Annotated in this window: 13 protein-coding genes; 4 read left to right on the top strand and 9 right to left on the bottom strand. The window is 63.0% G+C overall.

All coding sequences use genetic code 11. The features are described 5' to 3' along the window. The first annotated feature begins 166 nt into the window (after positions 1-166). Positions 167-1,396, top strand: a complete 1,230-nt coding sequence (locus N5J71_RS03560) for a M24 family metallopeptidase (protein WP_279916309.1) — start codon at positions 167-169, stop codon at positions 1,394-1,396. Positions 1,397-1,449: 53 nt separating this feature from the next. On the opposite strand, the gene N5J71_RS03555 is transcribed toward N5J71_RS03560, so the two are convergent. The 3 genes from N5J71_RS03555 to N5J71_RS03545 form a co-directional block, all read right to left on the bottom strand. Further along, complete coding sequence (locus N5J71_RS03555; RefSeq protein WP_279916307.1) at positions 1,450-3,045, bottom strand: ABC transporter substrate-binding protein; 1,596 nt, start codon at positions 3,043-3,045, stop codon at positions 1,450-1,452. A gap of 60 nt (positions 3,046-3,105) precedes the next feature. Further along, positions 3,106-4,704, bottom strand: a complete 1,599-nt coding sequence (locus tag N5J71_RS03550; protein WP_279916342.1) for an ABC transporter substrate-binding protein — start codon at positions 4,702-4,704, stop codon at positions 3,106-3,108. Positions 4,705-4,929: 225 nt separating this feature from the next. Continuing rightward, complete coding sequence (locus N5J71_RS03545) at positions 4,930-5,643, bottom strand: SIMPL domain-containing protein (protein WP_279916306.1); 714 nt, start codon at positions 5,641-5,643, stop codon at positions 4,930-4,932. 197 nt (positions 5,644-5,840) lie between these two features. Between N5J71_RS03545 and N5J71_RS03540 the strand changes: the two genes are divergently transcribed. From N5J71_RS03540 to N5J71_RS03530, 3 genes are all read left to right on the top strand, one after another. Continuing rightward, entirely contained in the window at positions 5,841-7,094 is a 1,254-nt protein-coding gene (locus N5J71_RS03540; RefSeq protein WP_279916305.1) for an ATP-binding protein, read from the top strand. Between the two features lie 15 nt (positions 7,095-7,109). Continuing rightward, the gene (locus tag N5J71_RS03535) at positions 7,110-7,670 is read left to right on the top strand and encodes a response regulator transcription factor (protein WP_004424835.1); all 561 of its coding nucleotides are present in this window, start codon (positions 7,110-7,112) and stop codon (positions 7,668-7,670) included. A 211-nt stretch (positions 7,671-7,881) separates the two neighbouring features. Beyond that, on the top strand, positions 7,882-8,823 hold the full coding sequence (locus tag N5J71_RS03530) for an AEC family transporter (protein ID WP_279916304.1): 942 nt from the start codon (positions 7,882-7,884) through the stop codon (positions 8,821-8,823). 57 nt (positions 8,824-8,880) lie between these two features. On the opposite strand, the gene N5J71_RS03525 is transcribed toward N5J71_RS03530, so the two are convergent. The 6 genes from N5J71_RS03525 to gatC all read right to left on the bottom strand — a co-directional run bounded on the left by N5J71_RS03525 (position 8,881) and on the right by gatC (position 14,414). Continuing rightward, positions 8,881-9,264, bottom strand: coding sequence for a carboxymuconolactone decarboxylase family protein (locus tag N5J71_RS03525; RefSeq protein ID WP_279916303.1), 384 nt, complete (start codon positions 9,262-9,264; stop codon positions 8,881-8,883). 2 nt (positions 9,265-9,266) lie between these two features. Beyond that, positions 9,267-10,361: a calcium/sodium antiporter gene (locus N5J71_RS03520; protein ID WP_279916302.1), complete on the bottom strand. Its 1,095-nt coding sequence runs from the start codon at positions 10,359-10,361 to the stop codon at positions 9,267-9,269. Between the two features lie 91 nt (positions 10,362-10,452). After that, positions 10,453-10,875: a septal ring lytic transglycosylase RlpA family protein gene (locus tag N5J71_RS03515; protein WP_279916301.1), complete on the bottom strand. Its 423-nt coding sequence runs from the start codon at positions 10,873-10,875 to the stop codon at positions 10,453-10,455. A 72-nt stretch (positions 10,876-10,947) separates the two neighbouring features. Further along, positions 10,948-12,396 carry an Asp-tRNA(Asn)/Glu-tRNA(Gln) amidotransferase subunit GatB gene (gatB, locus tag N5J71_RS03510; RefSeq protein WP_279916300.1) on the bottom strand — a complete coding sequence of 483 codons (1,449 nt, stop codon included), beginning with the start codon at positions 12,394-12,396 and terminating at the stop codon, positions 10,948-10,950. A 263-nt stretch (positions 12,397-12,659) separates the two neighbouring features. Continuing rightward, positions 12,660-14,111, bottom strand: coding sequence for an Asp-tRNA(Asn)/Glu-tRNA(Gln) amidotransferase subunit GatA (gene gatA / locus N5J71_RS03505; protein ID WP_279916299.1), 1,452 nt, complete (start codon positions 14,109-14,111; stop codon positions 12,660-12,662). Positions 14,112-14,126: 15 nt separating this feature from the next. Continuing rightward, on the bottom strand, positions 14,127-14,414 hold the full coding sequence (gatC, locus tag N5J71_RS03500; RefSeq protein ID WP_004424815.1) for an Asp-tRNA(Asn)/Glu-tRNA(Gln) amidotransferase subunit GatC: 288 nt from the start codon (positions 14,412-14,414) through the stop codon (positions 14,127-14,129). Positions 14,415-14,563 lie beyond the last annotated feature (149 nt).

Raw genomic sequence — 14,563 nt, 5'->3', positions numbered from 1 at the left:
TCAGCGCAGTATACCCATGAGGCGCAGGGACTTCAGCCCGATGCCGGCGCGCTTTTTAAGTACAGCTGAAAAAATCTTTGACCGGAATTTAAGTTGCACTTAAATTTTGCCGCAGCAAATTGCCCGGTGACGATGGTCGTCGTGGGCGCCAGACGAGGATGCGCAGATGACACTGGGAGTGGGCGGCAGCACGCCGGAGCAGGCCTTGGCGCGCCTGCAGAACATGATGGCCGGCGCGCAGCCGATCACTGAGGCTGAATACCAGACGCGCATCGACCGCGCTCAGGCGTTGATGCGCGAGCAGGATATCGCCGCGCTGTTTCTGGCTGCCGGCAGCAACCTGCAGTACTTCACTGGTGTGCAGTGGCATCCCAGCGAACGTATGGTCGGGGCGATTCTGCCGGCCAGCGGTGCACTGGAGTATCTGGCGCCGGCGTTCGAGGAAGGCACGGTGCGCGATTTCCAGGTGGTGCCTGGCGTGATCAATACCTGGCAAGAGCACGAAAGCCCCTATGCACTGTTTCTGAACTGCCTGAAGCGTCTGGCGGAATTGCCCAAAGATGGTGCGCAGCCGAAGGTAGGTCTTTGTTCTTCTTTGCCTTTTTTCATGTTTGAAGGCATTCGCCAGCTGACTACCGGTTATCGCTTCGTCGATGCCGGCAGCATCACCACGGTCTGTCGCCAATCCAAATCGCCAGCCGAAATCGCCCTTATGCAACGCGCCAAGGACATGACCCTGGAAGTGCACAAGGCGGCTGCGAGCATCCTCCATGAAGGTATCAGCACCACTGAAGTTGCCGAGTTCATCCACCAGGCGCACCGCCGTGTCGGTGCGCCTGGCTCGACCTTCTGCATCGTGCTGTTCGGTGCCGCCAGTGCCTTTCCGCATGGGGTCAAGCACGCACAGCGGCTCAAGGACGGCGACATGGTACTGATCGACACCGGCTGCAAGGTGCACAGTTACCTGTCGGACATCACCCGCAGCTACGTTTTCGGCACGCCCAGCGCGCGCCAGCGCGACTTCTGGAACAAGGAAAAAGCCGCGCAGCAGGCGGCGTTCGAGGCAGCCATCCTGGGGGCGCCCTGTTCGTCGGTGGACGCCGCGGCCCGGCGTAGCCTGGAGGCCGCAGGGCTTGGGCCTGGCTACAGCTTGCCAGGCTTGCCGCATCGTACGGGTCACGGTATCGGCCTGGACATTCACGAGGGGCCTTACCTGGTTGGCGGCGATGACACTCCGCTGGCAGAGGGCATGTGCTTCAGCAACGAGCCGATGATCTGCGTGCCGGGAGAGTTCGGCATCCGCCTCGAAGATCACTTCTACGTGACCGCCGACGGCCCGCGCTGGTTTACCCAGCCCAGTCATTCGGTGGACGACCCCTTCGGCCTAGGCGTTTAACCACGCCTACGTCGGGTTCGTAGACGCTTTCATCAGGTTCGAGCCATGGCTGCTCATGGCACGCTCACCTTGGAAAAGTTGTTCGAGCCCATCGGGCTGAGTACGAAGCCTTCGACGCCCTTGCGCAGCGCTGCGAACTGTTTCGGGTGGGCCAGGGCGATCCACGGCGCTTGCTCATGGAAGATTGTCAGGGCCTGACGATACAGCGCGGCGCGTTTGCTCTGCTCGGGTTCGCGGCGTGCCTGGGTGATCAAGGCATCGAAGGTCTTGTCGCACCACCCGGCCTGGTTCTCGCCGCTCTCGGCAGCGGCGCAGGACAGGTTGGGGGTGAGGAAGTTGTCCGGGTCACCGTTGTCGCCGGCCCAGCCCATGAATACCAGGTCATGCTCGCCGTTCTTGGCGCGCTTGATCAGCTCGCCCCACTCGAACACGCGAATATCGCTGCGAATGCCGATGGCTGCGAGATCGGCCTGCAGCATCTGTGCGCCGATACCCGGGTTTGGATTGGTCGGCCCGCCACCGGGGCGGGTCCAGATCGACAGGGCGAAGCCATCGGCGTGACCGGCCTCGGCCAGCAACTGGCGGGCGCGTTCGGGATCGTGCGGCCAGTCCTGCAGCGTGTCGTCATGGCCCCACAAGGTGGCTGGGTAGGGCGCCACGGCCGGTGTGGCATTGCCTTCGCCATACTGCGCGCGAATGTAGGCGGCCTTGTCGAAGGCCAGGTTCAGTGCCTGGCGCACGCGCACGTCGTCCAGCGGCGGATGACGGGTGTTGATGCCGATATAGGCGGTGAGCAGCGAGTCCAGCTCCAGCACCTGCAGTTTCGGGTCGGCCTTCATGGCCGGGATGTCGACGGGGCGTGGGAACAGGGTGATCTGACAGTCGCCGGCCTTGAGCCGTTGCTGGCGCACGTTGGGCTCGGGGGTGATGGCCAGTATCAGGCGCTCGACCTGCGGTGCGCCATTCCAGTAATCCGGGTTGCCGCGAAAGCGTACCTGGGCGTCCTTGGCATAGCGCTCGAACACGAAAGGCCCGGTGCCGATGGGGGCATTGTTCAGGCGTTCGGGGGTGTTCGTTGCGAGCAGGTGCTCGGCATACTCGGCCGAATAGATTGAGGCGAAACCCATGGCCAGGTTGGCCAGGAAGGGCGCTTCCGGGTGTTTGAGGACGAAGCGCACGCGATGCTCGTCGAGCTTGTCGATGCGCTCGATCAGTTGCGCCAGGCCCATGGCCTCGGCATAAGGGAAGCCACGCAGCGACAGCTTGTGCCAGGGATGTGCTGGGTCGAGCTGGCGCTGGAAACTCCATAGCACGTCATCGGCGTTGAGCTCGCGAGTCGGGCTGAAGCCCTGGCTGGCATGGAATTTCACTCCCTGGCGCAGGGTGAAGGTGTAGCTCAGACCGTCATCGGCTATTTCCCAGCTTTCTGCCAATGCCGGGACGATTTCGGTGCTGCCGGGGGCGAAGTCCACCAAGCGTTCGAACAGGGTTTCCGCCGTTGCATCGGCGGTGGTGGCTGCGGTGTATTGAACGATGTCGAACCCTTCCGGGCTGGCTTCGCTGCAGACCACCAGGTTGGCCGCCTGGGCCTGAGCAGCGAGTAGCGCGGCAAACAGCAGACTGCCGCGCATAAGGGGAAAGGTAGGCATGCTGGCTCCTGGTCGACCGTCCTGCAATCGGCGCCCCTTCAAGGGCGCCGGTGCAGATTGTTACTTGCCGATACCTACACCATAGAACGAGTTGATGCCGAACGGGCTGATGCGGAAGTCCTGCACTTCCTTGCGCATCGGCTGGTACACGGTGGAGTGGGCCAGCGGAGTGATCGGCACCTCGCGCTTGAGGATCACCTGCGCCTGTTTGTACAGCTCGGTGCGTTCGGCTACGTCGGTGGTGCGTTTGGCGGCCTTGACCAGCTTGTCGTAGTCCTCGAAGCACCATTTGGAGAAGTTGTTGCCGTCGACCGCGTCGCAGCCATAGAGGGTGCCGAGCCAGTTGTCGGGGTCACCGTTGTCGCCGCTCCAACCGATCAGCATGGCGTCGTGCTCGCCGGCCTTGGCGCGCTTGAGGTATTCGCCCCACTCGTAGGTGACGATGCGTGCCTTGATGCCGATCTTGGCCCAGTCAGCCTGCAGGATCTCGGCGATCTGCTTGGCGTTGGGGTTGTACGGGCGCTGTACCGGCATGGCCCACAAGGTGATCTCGGTACCTTCCTTGACGCCTGCAGCTGTGAGCAGCTCCTTGGCTTTTTTCGGGTCGAAGGCAGGGTCCTTGATGTCTTCGTTATACGACCACTGGGTCGGTGGCATGCCGTTGACGGCCAACTGCCCGGCGTTTTGGTAAACGGCGTCGAGAATTGCCTGCTTGTTCACCGCCATGTCCAGCGCCTGACGCACTTCCAGCTTGTCGAACGGCGGGTGGGTGACGTTGTAGGCGATGTAGCCGACATTGAAGCCGGCCTGCTCTGGCATCTTCAGCTTGGCGTCTTGCTGCAGCGAGGCGATGTCGGCTGGGCGCGGGAACAGAGTGACATGGCATTCGCCGGCACGCAGTTTCTGCATGCGCACCGACGAGTCGGTGTTGATGGCGAAGATCAGGTTGTCGACCTTCACATCTTCGGGCTTCCAGTAGTCCTGGTTGCCCTTGTAACGAATCACCGCGTCCTTCTGGTAGCGACTGAACACGAAGGGGCCGGTGCCGATGGGTTTCTGGTTGATGTCAGCGGCCTTGCCAGCTTTGAGCAACTGATCGGCGTACTCGGCGGACTGGATCGAGGCAAAGCTCATCGCCAGGTTCTGCACGAAGGCGGCGTCCACTTCGTTGAGGGTGAAGCGCAGGGTCATGTCATCGAGCTTCTCCAGCTTGGCGATGTTGCTGTCCATGCCCATGTCGGTGAAATAGGGGAACTCGGTGGGGTACGCCTTACGGAACGGGTGGTCCTTGTCGAGCATGCGGCCAAAGGTGAATAGCACGTCGTCGGCATTGAATTCGCGGCTGGGCTTGAAGTACTCGGTGGTGTGGAATTTCACCCCAGGGCGCAACTTGAAGGTGTAGATCAGGCCGTCGTCGGACACTTCCCAGCTTTGCGCCAGGCCGGGCTCGACCTTGGTGCCGCCGCGCTCGAACTGGGTCAGGCGGTTGAAGATGGTTTCCGCGGCGGCGTCGAAATCGGTTCCGGTGGTGTACAGGCCTGGGTCGAAACCGGCTGGGCTGCCTTCGGAGCAGAACACCAGGTTGGCGGCGCTGGCGAGGGGGGCGCTGGCGATCAGCCCAGCGGTGAGTAAAGCCTGGATAACGGCGTTCTTGCGCATCTTGACCTCATCGTTGTTGTGGTTGTGGTCCTTGAGGAGCCTCTTGTAGAGACCACCAACGAAACTATGCAGGCCTTGTGCCTGAGGCAAGAGGGGCGCCGTGTGGAAAATGGTTAGCGCTACAGCGCTGTAATTTGCTGTCGCATTTATGAAAATGTTGCAGGGAAAAGATGGCGAAACGCCGTTATCTGGCGATAACGGCGTTGCTTTGTTGCGGAGCGTGGTTCAGGGCATCTGCACTTCGATGACGCCGTCGGCGCTGACCGTGACCTGGCTGGTGCCGGCTTCAATCTGTGGTGTTGGCGCTGCGTCCATCATCGCCATGCCCTTGGCTTCGAAGTTGCGCATGGCCATTGGCGGCTGGAAACCACCGGTGTTGAGGTTGAGGCTGACCAGCTTGTAGCCCTTGCCGCCAAGCGCTTCGGTGGCCAGTTGCGCGCGCGCCTTGAAGGCATTCACGGCGTCTTTGAGCATGGCATCTTCACGGGTCTTGCGGGTGTCGGTGGCGATGCTGAAATCCATGCCGGCCATCTTCATCGATTGCAGCAATTCACCGGTGAGGGTGGACAGGCGAGCGAAGTCAGCGCTTTCCAGGCGCACCTCGGCGCGCTCGCGCCAGGCGGTGATCTTCTGGCCCTTGTCGTCATACACCGGGTAGCTGTTGCGGCTGCCAAGTTTGACCGCCACGCCCTTGACCTGGCGCACCTGCTCCAGCGTCTTGTTGAGGGTAGTGGTGATCTCGGCGGCCAGCTTGGCCGGGTCACTGTGCTGCGCTTCGGTATAGAGGGTGACGTGCATCAGGTCGTGCGCCACTTCCTGATTGACCTCGGCGCGCAGGGCGATCTGGTTGTAACGCGCCTCGTCGGCCAGCAAGCCGGTGCTGGCCAGGCTGGCGGCAGTGAGGGCGAGGGCGGTGGCGATACGGGTCATGGTGCGCATGGTGCGGTTCCTTTTTCGATGGCCTTGTGGCCGTTTCCCGAGGTTAGACGAAGGCGAGTCGTGATCCGGGTTAATGCCGTGCAATTTTTTTCATCCTGTACACCGAGCGGGCTGCAGCGAAGTGTGCGTCCGGTTGCCGCAGCGGCGGAAGGCCGCGTCGGGCTTGGTTATACTCGCTCCCAGTCAAGGGAGTTTTCATGCTCGAACCCGTGCAGTTATTGTCCGCCAGTCGCCAGAATCTCTGGCGTCTGACCCTTATCCGTATTCTGGTACTGGCAGCTCAGGCGGGCTCGGTCGGTCTCGCCTACAAGTCGGGCATGCTACCGCTACCCTGGTTGCAATTGTCGGTCACCCTCGGCGTTTCTCTGCTGTTGTGCCTGGGCACGGCCTTGCGCTTGCGCGGCCCCTGGCCGGTGACCGAGGTCGAGTACGCCGTGCAGCTGGGCTGCGACCTGATCATCCACAGCGTGCTGCTGTACTACTCGGGTGGTTCGACCAACCCCTTCGTGTCCTATTACCTGGTGCCACTGACCATTGCCGCCGCAACGCTGCCGTGGATGTTCACCATCGTCCTGGCCGGTATGGCGCTGGCCGGCTACACATTGCTGCTGGTGTGGACGCATCCACTCGAGTTGCCGGCGGCGCGCGAGAGCCTGCTGGTCTATGGCATGTGGCTGAGTTTTGCCCTGTCTGCCGCGTTGATCACCTTCTTCGTTGCCAAGATGGCCGAGGAACTGCGCCGCCAGGACGAGCTGCGCGCCGAACGCCGCGAGGAAAGCCTGCGCGACCAGCAACTGCTGGCCGTGGCCACTCAGGCCGCTGGCGCCGCCCATGAACTGGGTACGCCGCTGGGCACCATGAGCGTGCTGCTCAAGGAGCTGCGCCAGGAGTATCGCGACAAGCCGGCGCTGCAGGATGATCTCGCCCTGCTGCAGGAGCAGGTCAAGCTGTGCAAGTACACCCTGCAGCAACTGGTGCGCGCCGCCGAGAACGATCGGCGTCAGGCAGTGGTGGAACAATCCTGTGTCGAATGGCTGGAAACCACTCTGAATCGCTGGCATCTGATGCGTCCCGAGGCCAGCTACCGCTATCAATGCCTGGGCCGCGGCACGCCACCGCGGATCATGCCACCGGCCGATCTCACCCAGGCGCTGCTCAATCTGCTCAACAACGCCGCCGACGCCTGTCCGGACAAACTCGACATTCGCCTGGACTGGGACCACCAGTGGCTGCGCCTGAGCATCCGCGACCACGGCGCCGGCGTGCCGCTGGCCATCGCCGAGCAGCTTGGGCGGCCCTTCTTCACCACCAAGGGCAAGGGTTTCGGCCTGGGGCTGTTCCTCAGCCAGGCCAGCGTGACCCGTGCTGGTGGCACGGTTAAGTTGTATAACCATGAAGAAGGCGGCACCCTCACCGAATTGAAGTTGCCGCGAGCCTATGGCGTGGCCTGACAAGGAAAACCCAGCATGAGCGACGAATCCCTGTTCGAAGGCGAAGAGCAGCCCCATCTGCTGCTGGTCGATGACGACCCCACCTTTACCCGCGTGATGGCGCGCGCCATGAGCCGCCGCGGTCTGCGCGTGTCTACCGCCTCCAGCGCCGAAGAAGGCTTGGCCCTGGCCAAGGACGACCTGCCGGATTACGCCGTGGTCGACCTGAAGATGGAAGGCGACTCCGGTCTGGTGCTGCTGCCCAAGCTGCTGGAACTGGACGCCGAGATGCGTGTGGTGATCCTCACCGGCTATTCCAGCATCGCCACCGCGGTGGAGGCGATCAAGCGCGGCGCGGCCAACTACCTGTGCAAGCCGGCCGATGCCGACGACGTACTCACCGCGCTGCTTTCCGAGCATGCCGACCTCGACAGCCTGGTGCCGGAAAACCCGATGTCGGTGGACCGCCTGCAGTGGGAGCACATCCAGCGTGTGCTGGCCGAACACGAGGGCAACATTTCCGCCACTGCCCGCGCCCTGGGCATGCACCGCCGCACCCTGCAGCGCAAGTTGCAAAAGCGCCCGGTGCGGCGCTAAGCCTTGGTATGCCTGGGCTCGTAGGGCGTAGGGTGGGCTTCAGCCCACCAGGGGGGCAGGCCGCAAGATGGGCTTGAGCTTATCAACGCGGGTTCGCGTGGGCTAAAGCGGATCGCCGCCCGGCCCATCCTACAACTGTGCGGCTTTTGCCCGTGGCAGATAAATGCTTAGCCAGCTAACATAGGTCGTCAGACAACCTGCTGGTGTCGCCATGCTCGCCGTCGCTGCACAAACCCTTGCCATTACCGCGCCCGTGTTCGCCATGCTGTTTCTCGGCGTGGCACTCAAACGTCTGCGCTGGATCGATACGCCCTTCATCGATACCGCTTCGAGCCTGGTGTTTCGCGGCACCATGCCGACCCTGCTGTTTCTCGGTGTGGTCAAGGCGGACCTGGATGCGGCCATGCAGCCGCAACTGCTGTCCTATTTCTTCCTGGCCACCGTGGCGTCGTTCTTCGTCGCCTGGGCCTGGGCGATCTGGCGGGTGCCGTTCGAGGGTCGTGGTATCTACACCCAGGGCGCCTTCCGCGGTAACAACGGTATCGTTGGCCTGGCACTGGCCACCAGCATGTACGGTGACTACGGCCTGTCGGTCGGCTCGTTGCTCGCCGCACTGGTGATCCTCTGCTACAACGCGCTCTCGGCGGTGGTTCTGGCCATCTACAGCCCGGGCGTGAAACCCGGTGCCAAGGCCATCGCGCGCAGCATCGTGAGCAACCCGATGATCATTGGCGTGCTGCTGGCGGCACCGATTGCCTACTGGAAAATCCCGCTGCCGCAGTGGTTCCTGACCTCGGCCGAGTATTTCGCGCAGATGACCCTGCCGCTGGCGCTGATCTGCATTGGCGGCACCCTGAGCCTGGCGTCGTTGCGCCGCAGCAGCGGCACGGCCATCGGTTCGGGCCTGATGAAGATGGTCTGGTTGCCGCTGCTGAGCACCTTCGGCGCCTGGCTGTTCGGCTTTCGCGGTGCGGATCTGGCGATCCTGTTTCTCTATTTCGCCAGCCCGACGGCGGCGGCCAGCTTCGTCATGGCCCGCGCCGTCGGCGCCAACCATGAGCTGGCGGCGGCGATCATCGTCCTGACCACCCTGGCGGCGGTGGTCACCACCAATATCGGTCTGTTGCTGTTGCAATGGGGTGGGTGGATCTAGTGTCGGACGTAGGGCGGGTGCAACCCGCCAGCCCCCGAGTGGCGGGTTGCACCCGCCCTACGCGCTTTGCTTCTGCCAGTCGTCGATCACTTCCTGCGCCGCGCGGAAGGCATCGATGCTGGCTGGTACGCCAGCGTAAACCGCGCAGTGCAGCAGGGTTTCGCGAATTTCTTCGACCGTGCAGCCGTTGTTCAGCGCGCCGCGCACGTGGCCCTTGAGTTCCTGCGGGCATTTCAGCGCGGTCAACGCAGCCAGGGTGATCAGGCTGCGGGTCGCGCGCGGCAGGCCACTGCGCGTCCACACGCCGCCCCAGGCATGCTCGTTGACGAAGTCCTGCAGTGGTTGGGTGAATTCGCTGGCGTTGCCCAGGGCGCGGTCGACGAACGCGTCGCCCATCACCTCACGGCGCACCTGCACACCCCGATCATGGTTGTCGCTCATGCTCACACCTGTTCGCCGCGTTGTCTGTGCCAGGCACGCCCGGCGATGATCACCAAGGTGATGGCGGTAAGCGGCAGTGCGTAGCCGATCATCGCGTCACCGAAGGTCTGAGCCAGCGGTCGGCCCGTGCTGAACATCACCAGATACAGGGTGTAGGCCACGTAGTAGCCCAGGAACAGCAAGCCTTCCCAACGGTTGATGCGGTAGCCGCTGAAGAAGATCGGCAGACAGGCGATGGCTACAGCGATCATCACCGGGAAATCGAAGGCCAGGGCGTTGGGCGATACTGCGATGGCGGCTGGCGCAACCATCGAGGCCAGGCCCAGCACGCAGAGCAGGTTGAAGATGTTGCTGCCGACGATATTGCCCACGGCGATATCGCGTTCGCCTTTGATGGCAGCCAGGATCGAAGTGGCCAATTCCGGCAGCGACGTGCCGACAGCGACAACCGTCAAGCCGATGACCAGTTCCGAAATCCCCAGCGCTCGTGCAAGCGTCACGGCGCCTTCGACCAGGAAGTTGGAACCCACCACCAGCAGCACCAGACCAGCGATGATAAGGCCGAGGTTGATCGCCCAGGCATAGGGCTTGGGCGCCTCGTCGAGACCGAATTCCTTGGCGAACTCGTCATCGTCGCCACCCTTGTCCTTGCGCGCGCTGTAGATCAGGAAACCGGTGTAAGCCAGCACGCCGGCGAACAGCAAGGCGCCATCGAAACGGCTCAGTTCACCATCCCAGGCCAGGCCGAAGGTGACCAGGCTGGCGCCGATCATGATCGGCACGTCCAGGCGGATCAGCTGGCGCGAGACGATCAGCGGCGCCACCAGGGCGGTCATGCCGAGAATCAGCAATACGTTGGCGATGTTGCTGCCGATCACGTTGCCGATCGCCAGGTCACCGCTGCCGTTGAAGGCCGATTGCACGCTGACTGCCGTTTCCGGCGCGCTGGTGCCGAAGGCCACCACGGTCAGGCCGATCACCAGTGGCGGAATGCCGAACTGTGCGGCCAGCTTGGCGGCGCCGCGTACCAATACCTCGGCGCCGGCGACCAGCAGCACCAAGCCGGCGATCAGGTAGACATAGGTCATCAGGGTCATTGCAGGGTAGCTCCGAAAAAAGTGCGGCTAGTGTAGCGATGGCATTATTGGCCGCCAGGGGCGGCAGAAAGATTTTGTTGCCAATTGTTCCTCAGTCCAGCGCCTCGACCCTGACCGGCACCACGCCTGCGCGCAGCATGTCGAGGCGCACGGCCGCGGCGCGGGAAACGTCGATGACGCGACCGCGCACGAAGGGGCCGCGGTCGTTGATGCGCAGCACCACGCTGCGCTCGTTGTTCAGGTTGGTGACCCGCACGCGGGTGCCGAAGGGCAGGCTGCGATGCGCGGCGGTCAGCGCGTGCTGATCGAAACGCTCGCCGCTGGCGGTACGCTGGCCGTGGTGGCGATCACCGTAGTAGGAGGCCTTGCCGGTTTCGCTGCTGCCCGAGCCGCCGCCGAAGGTGGAGCAGCCGCCGAGCAGGGCGAGTGCACCTAGCAGTGCCCATGTCTGTAGCCCGGATGCAATCCGGGGCAGTGAAGGTTCCCGGATTGCATCCGGGCTACGCATCGTCATATTCGCGGTCTCCATGAAAAACGCCGGGCGGGCCCGGCGTCATTGCAGCTAGCGTAAGCGAGCCGGCCTGGCTCAGCCTTCGAGCTTCTTCTTCAGCAGTTCGTTCACTTGCCCCGGATTGGCCTTGCCTTTGGAGGCTTTCATGGCCTGACCGACGAAGAAACCGAACATCTTGCCGCGCTTGGCTTCGTCGCTGGCGCGGTATTGCTCCACCTGCTCGGCGTTGGCGGCCAGCACTTCGTCGAGCATCTTCTCGATGGCGCCGGAATCGGTGACCTGCTTGAGGCCTTTCTTCTCGATCACTTCATCAGCCGTTGCGCCTTCACCGGCAGCCAGGGCTTCGAAGACCATCTTGGCGATCTTGCCGCTGATGGTGTTGTCCTTGATGCGCAGGATCATGCCGCCCAGTTGCTCGGCAGACACTGGTGATTGCTCGATCTCCAGGTTGTCCTTGTTGAGCAGGCTGGACAGTTCGCCCATCACCCAGTTGGCGGCCAGCTTGGCATCGCCACAGGTCTTGGCGACCACTTCGAAGTAGTCGGCCAGCTCGCGGCTGGCGCTCAATACACTGGCATCGTAGGCCGACAGCGCGTACTGGTTCTCGAAACGCTCGCGCTTCTGCGGCGGCAGCTCGGGCAGGGCCGCGCGCAGTTCGTCGAGGAAGCTGCGCTCGATCACCACCGGCAGCAGGTCCGGGCAGGGGAAGTAACGATAGTCGTTGGCTTCTTCCTTGCTGCGCATGGAGCGGGTCTGATCCTTGTTCGGATCGTACAGGCGGGTTTCCTGCACCACCTTGCCGCCGTCCTCGATCAGCTCGATCTGGCGCTGTACCTCGTGGTTGATCGCCTTCTCGATAAAGCGGAACGAGTTGACGTTCTTGATCTCGGCGCGGGTGCCGAACTCGACCTGGCCTTTCGGGCGCACTGACACGTTGCAGTCGCAGCGCAGCGAGCCTTCGGCCATATTGCCGTCGCAGATGCCCAGATAACGGACGAGTGCGTGAATGGCCTTCACATAGGCCACGGCTTCCTTGGCCGAGCGAATGTCCGGCTCGGAAACGATCTCCAGCAGCGGCGTGCCGGCGCGGTTAAGGTCGATGCCACTCATGCCGTGGAAGTCTTCGTGCAGGCTCTTGCCGGCGTCCTCTTCCAGGTGCGCACGGGTGATGCCGATGCGCTTGACGGTGCCGTCTTCCAGGGTGATGTCGAGGAAGCCCTTGCCGACGATGGGGTGATCCATCTGGCTGGTCTGGTAGCCCTTGGGCAGGTCCGGGTAGAAGTAGTTCTTGCGCGCGAAGATGTTACGTTCGGGGATCTCGGCGTCGATCGCCAGGCCGAACTGGCAGGCCATGCGCACGGCTTCGGCGTTCAGTACCGGCAGGGTGCCGGGCATGCCGAGGTCGACCAGGCTGGCCTGGGTGTTGGGCTCGGCGCCAAAGGTGGTGGCGCTGGCCGAGAAGATCTTCGACTGGGTGCTGAGCTGAGCGTGGATCTCAAGCCCGATCACTGTTTCCCATTGCATCTTTAGTATTCCTCGAATGCGTTGCAAACGGCTGCCGCCTTTTGATCCGTAGGAGCCCGCTTGCGGGCGATCCATTGCTATCGCCCGCAAGCGGGCTCCTACCAGGCCGTTGAAAGACTACCTGCGTTGCCATTGCTGCGTTAAAAACAGCCTCAAAATGCTCATTTACAACACGTAAACTGCGCTTTTTCGGCTGTTTTTGCCTTGCACTGGCCGCCTCGCCCACGTTTTTCAACGGCCTGCTACAGGGGGCGGCCTTTGCCTTAGAAGCCTTTGGGTGCGTGTTTATGCCAGTCGCTGACCTGCTGGTACTGATGCGCGACGTTGAGCAGACGACCTTCCTGGAAGTAGTTGCCGAGCAACTGCACACCCACCGGCAGGCCGTCGACGAAGCCGGCCGGCATCGACAGGCCGGGGATGCCGGCCAGGTTGGCGGTAATGGTGTAGATGTCTTCCAGGTAGGCGGACACCGGGTCGGCGTTCTTCTCGCCGAGTTTCCAGGCCAGGTTCGGCGTGGTCGGGCCGAGGATCACGTCGACCTCCTTGAAGGCGGCGACGAAGTTGTTCTTGATCAGCCGGCGAATCTGCTGGGCCTTGATGTAGTAGGCATCGTAGTAGCCGGCGGAGAGCGCATAGGTGCCGACCATGATCCGGCGTTTGACCTCGGCGCCGAAGCCTTCGCCGCGCGTGCGCTTGTACAGATCCTGCAGGTCTTTCGGGTTCTCGCAGCGGTAACCGAAGCGCACGCCGTCGAAACGCGACAGGTTGGAGCTGGCTTCTGCAGGCGCGATCACGTAGTAGGCGGGAATGGCGTGCTGCATGTTCGGCAGCGAGATGTCCCTGACGGTGGCGCCGAGCTTTTTCAGCTCCTCGACCACGGCCATCACCTTCTCACCGATGCGTGCATCCAGGCCGGTGCCGAAGTATTCCTTGGGCAGGCCGATGCGCAGACCGGCCAACGGCTGGGCCAGCGCCGCCAGGTAGTCATCCACCGGCTGGTCGACGCTGGTCGAATCCTTGGCATCGAAACCGGCCATGGCACCGAGCAGCAGGGCGCAATCCTCGGCGGTGCGGGCCAGCGGGCCGCCCTGGTCGAGGCTGGAGGCGTAGGCGATCATGCCCCAGCGCGAGACGCGACCGTAGGTGGGCTTGATGCCGGTGAGGTTGGTCAGTGCCGCCGGCTGGCGGATCGAGCCGCCGGTGTCGGTGCCGGTGGCGGCCGGCAGCAGGCGTGCGGCGACGGCGGCTGCCGAGCCACCCGACGAGCCGCCCGGTACGCGGGTCAGATCCCAGGGGTTTTTCACCGGGCCGTAGTGGCTGGATTCGTTGGCCGAACCCATGGCGAATTCATCCATGTTCAGCTTGCCGAGGGTGATGGTGCCCGCGGTGGCCAGCTTCTCGACCACGGTGGCGTTGTACGGCGCCTTGAAGCCGGTAAGGATTTTCGAGGCGCAACTGGTCAGCACGCCTTCGGTGCAGAACAGGTCCTTGTGGGCGATCGGGGCGCCGAGCAGCGGGCTGTTTTCGCCGGCAGCGCGACGGGCGTCTGCTGCCTTGGCCTGTTCCAGCGCGAGCTCTTCGGTGACGGTAATGAAACTGTTGAGCTGCGGGTCGAGCTGATTGATGCGCGCCAGCAGGCTCTGGGTCAGTTCGGCAGAGGAGAATTGCTTGTCGGCGAGTGCGCGGGCGATCTCGGCCAGGGTCAATTGATGCATGGCGGAAGGCTTTCCTTACTCGATGACTTTGGGAACCAGATACAGGCCGCTTTCCACGGCCGGGGCGATGGCCTGGTAGGCGTCGCGCTGGTTGCGCTCGGTGACCACGTCGGCACGCAAGCGCTGGGTCGCTTCCAGCGGGTGGGCCAGGGGTTCGATGCCCTGGGTATCGACCGCCTGCATCTGATCGATCAGGCCGAGGATGTTGTTCAGGGTCTCGGTGGTTTGCGGAATATCGCCGTCATTCAGACCCAGGCGGGCCAGGTGGGCGATTTTTTCCACCTCGGAGCGTTCAAGCGCCATCGGGGGTTCTCCAGTGGAAGTGTGACTTAGAGGGCATGCAGGGAACGGATGTCGCGAGCCGGCGGTCAAAGGCCGCGATGTGCAGCTACAAGGCCCGGAAAAACAGGCAATCTACCATATTGCCGCCTTGCTCAAAATCCCTGCCGTTG

Source organism: Ectopseudomonas oleovorans (assembly GCF_029845265.1).
GTDB lineage: Bacteria > Pseudomonadota > Gammaproteobacteria > Pseudomonadales > Pseudomonadaceae > Aquipseudomonas > Aquipseudomonas oleovorans.
Note: the sequence above shows the minus strand (reverse complement) of the source record. Positions and strands in the feature narration are given on the sequence as shown.

Coding starts and splice junctions, on each gene's coding strand:
- N5J71_RS03560 (WP_279916309.1), top strand. CDS start 167: ATGACACTGGGAGTGGGCGGCAGCACGCCGGAGCAGGCCTTGGCGCGC.
- N5J71_RS03555 (WP_279916307.1), bottom strand. CDS start 3,045: ATGCCTACCTTTCCCCTTATGCGCGGCAGTCTGCTGTTTGCCGCGCTA.
- N5J71_RS03550 (WP_279916342.1), bottom strand. CDS start 4,704: ATGCGCAAGAACGCCGTTATCCAGGCTTTACTCACCGCTGGGCTGATC.
- N5J71_RS03545 (WP_279916306.1), bottom strand. CDS start 5,643: ATGCGCACCATGACCCGTATCGCCACCGCCCTCGCCCTCACTGCCGCC.
- N5J71_RS03540 (WP_279916305.1), top strand. CDS start 5,841: ATGCTCGAACCCGTGCAGTTATTGTCCGCCAGTCGCCAGAATCTCTGG.
- N5J71_RS03535 (WP_004424835.1), top strand. CDS start 7,110: ATGAGCGACGAATCCCTGTTCGAAGGCGAAGAGCAGCCCCATCTGCTG.
- N5J71_RS03530 (WP_279916304.1), top strand. CDS start 7,882: ATGCTCGCCGTCGCTGCACAAACCCTTGCCATTACCGCGCCCGTGTTC.
- N5J71_RS03525 (WP_279916303.1), bottom strand. CDS start 9,264: ATGAGCGACAACCATGATCGGGGTGTGCAGGTGCGCCGTGAGGTGATG.
- N5J71_RS03520 (WP_279916302.1), bottom strand. CDS start 10,361: ATGACCCTGATGACCTATGTCTACCTGATCGCCGGCTTGGTGCTGCTG.
- N5J71_RS03515 (WP_279916301.1), bottom strand. CDS start 10,875: ATGACGATGCGTAGCCCGGATGCAATCCGGGAACCTTCACTGCCCCGG.
- gatB (WP_279916300.1), bottom strand. CDS start 12,396: ATGCAATGGGAAACAGTGATCGGGCTTGAGATCCACGCTCAGCTCAGC.
- gatA (WP_279916299.1), bottom strand. CDS start 14,111: ATGCATCAATTGACCCTGGCCGAGATCGCCCGCGCACTCGCCGACAAG.
- gatC (WP_004424815.1), bottom strand. CDS start 14,414: ATGGCGCTTGAACGCTCCGAGGTGGAAAAAATCGCCCACCTGGCCCGC.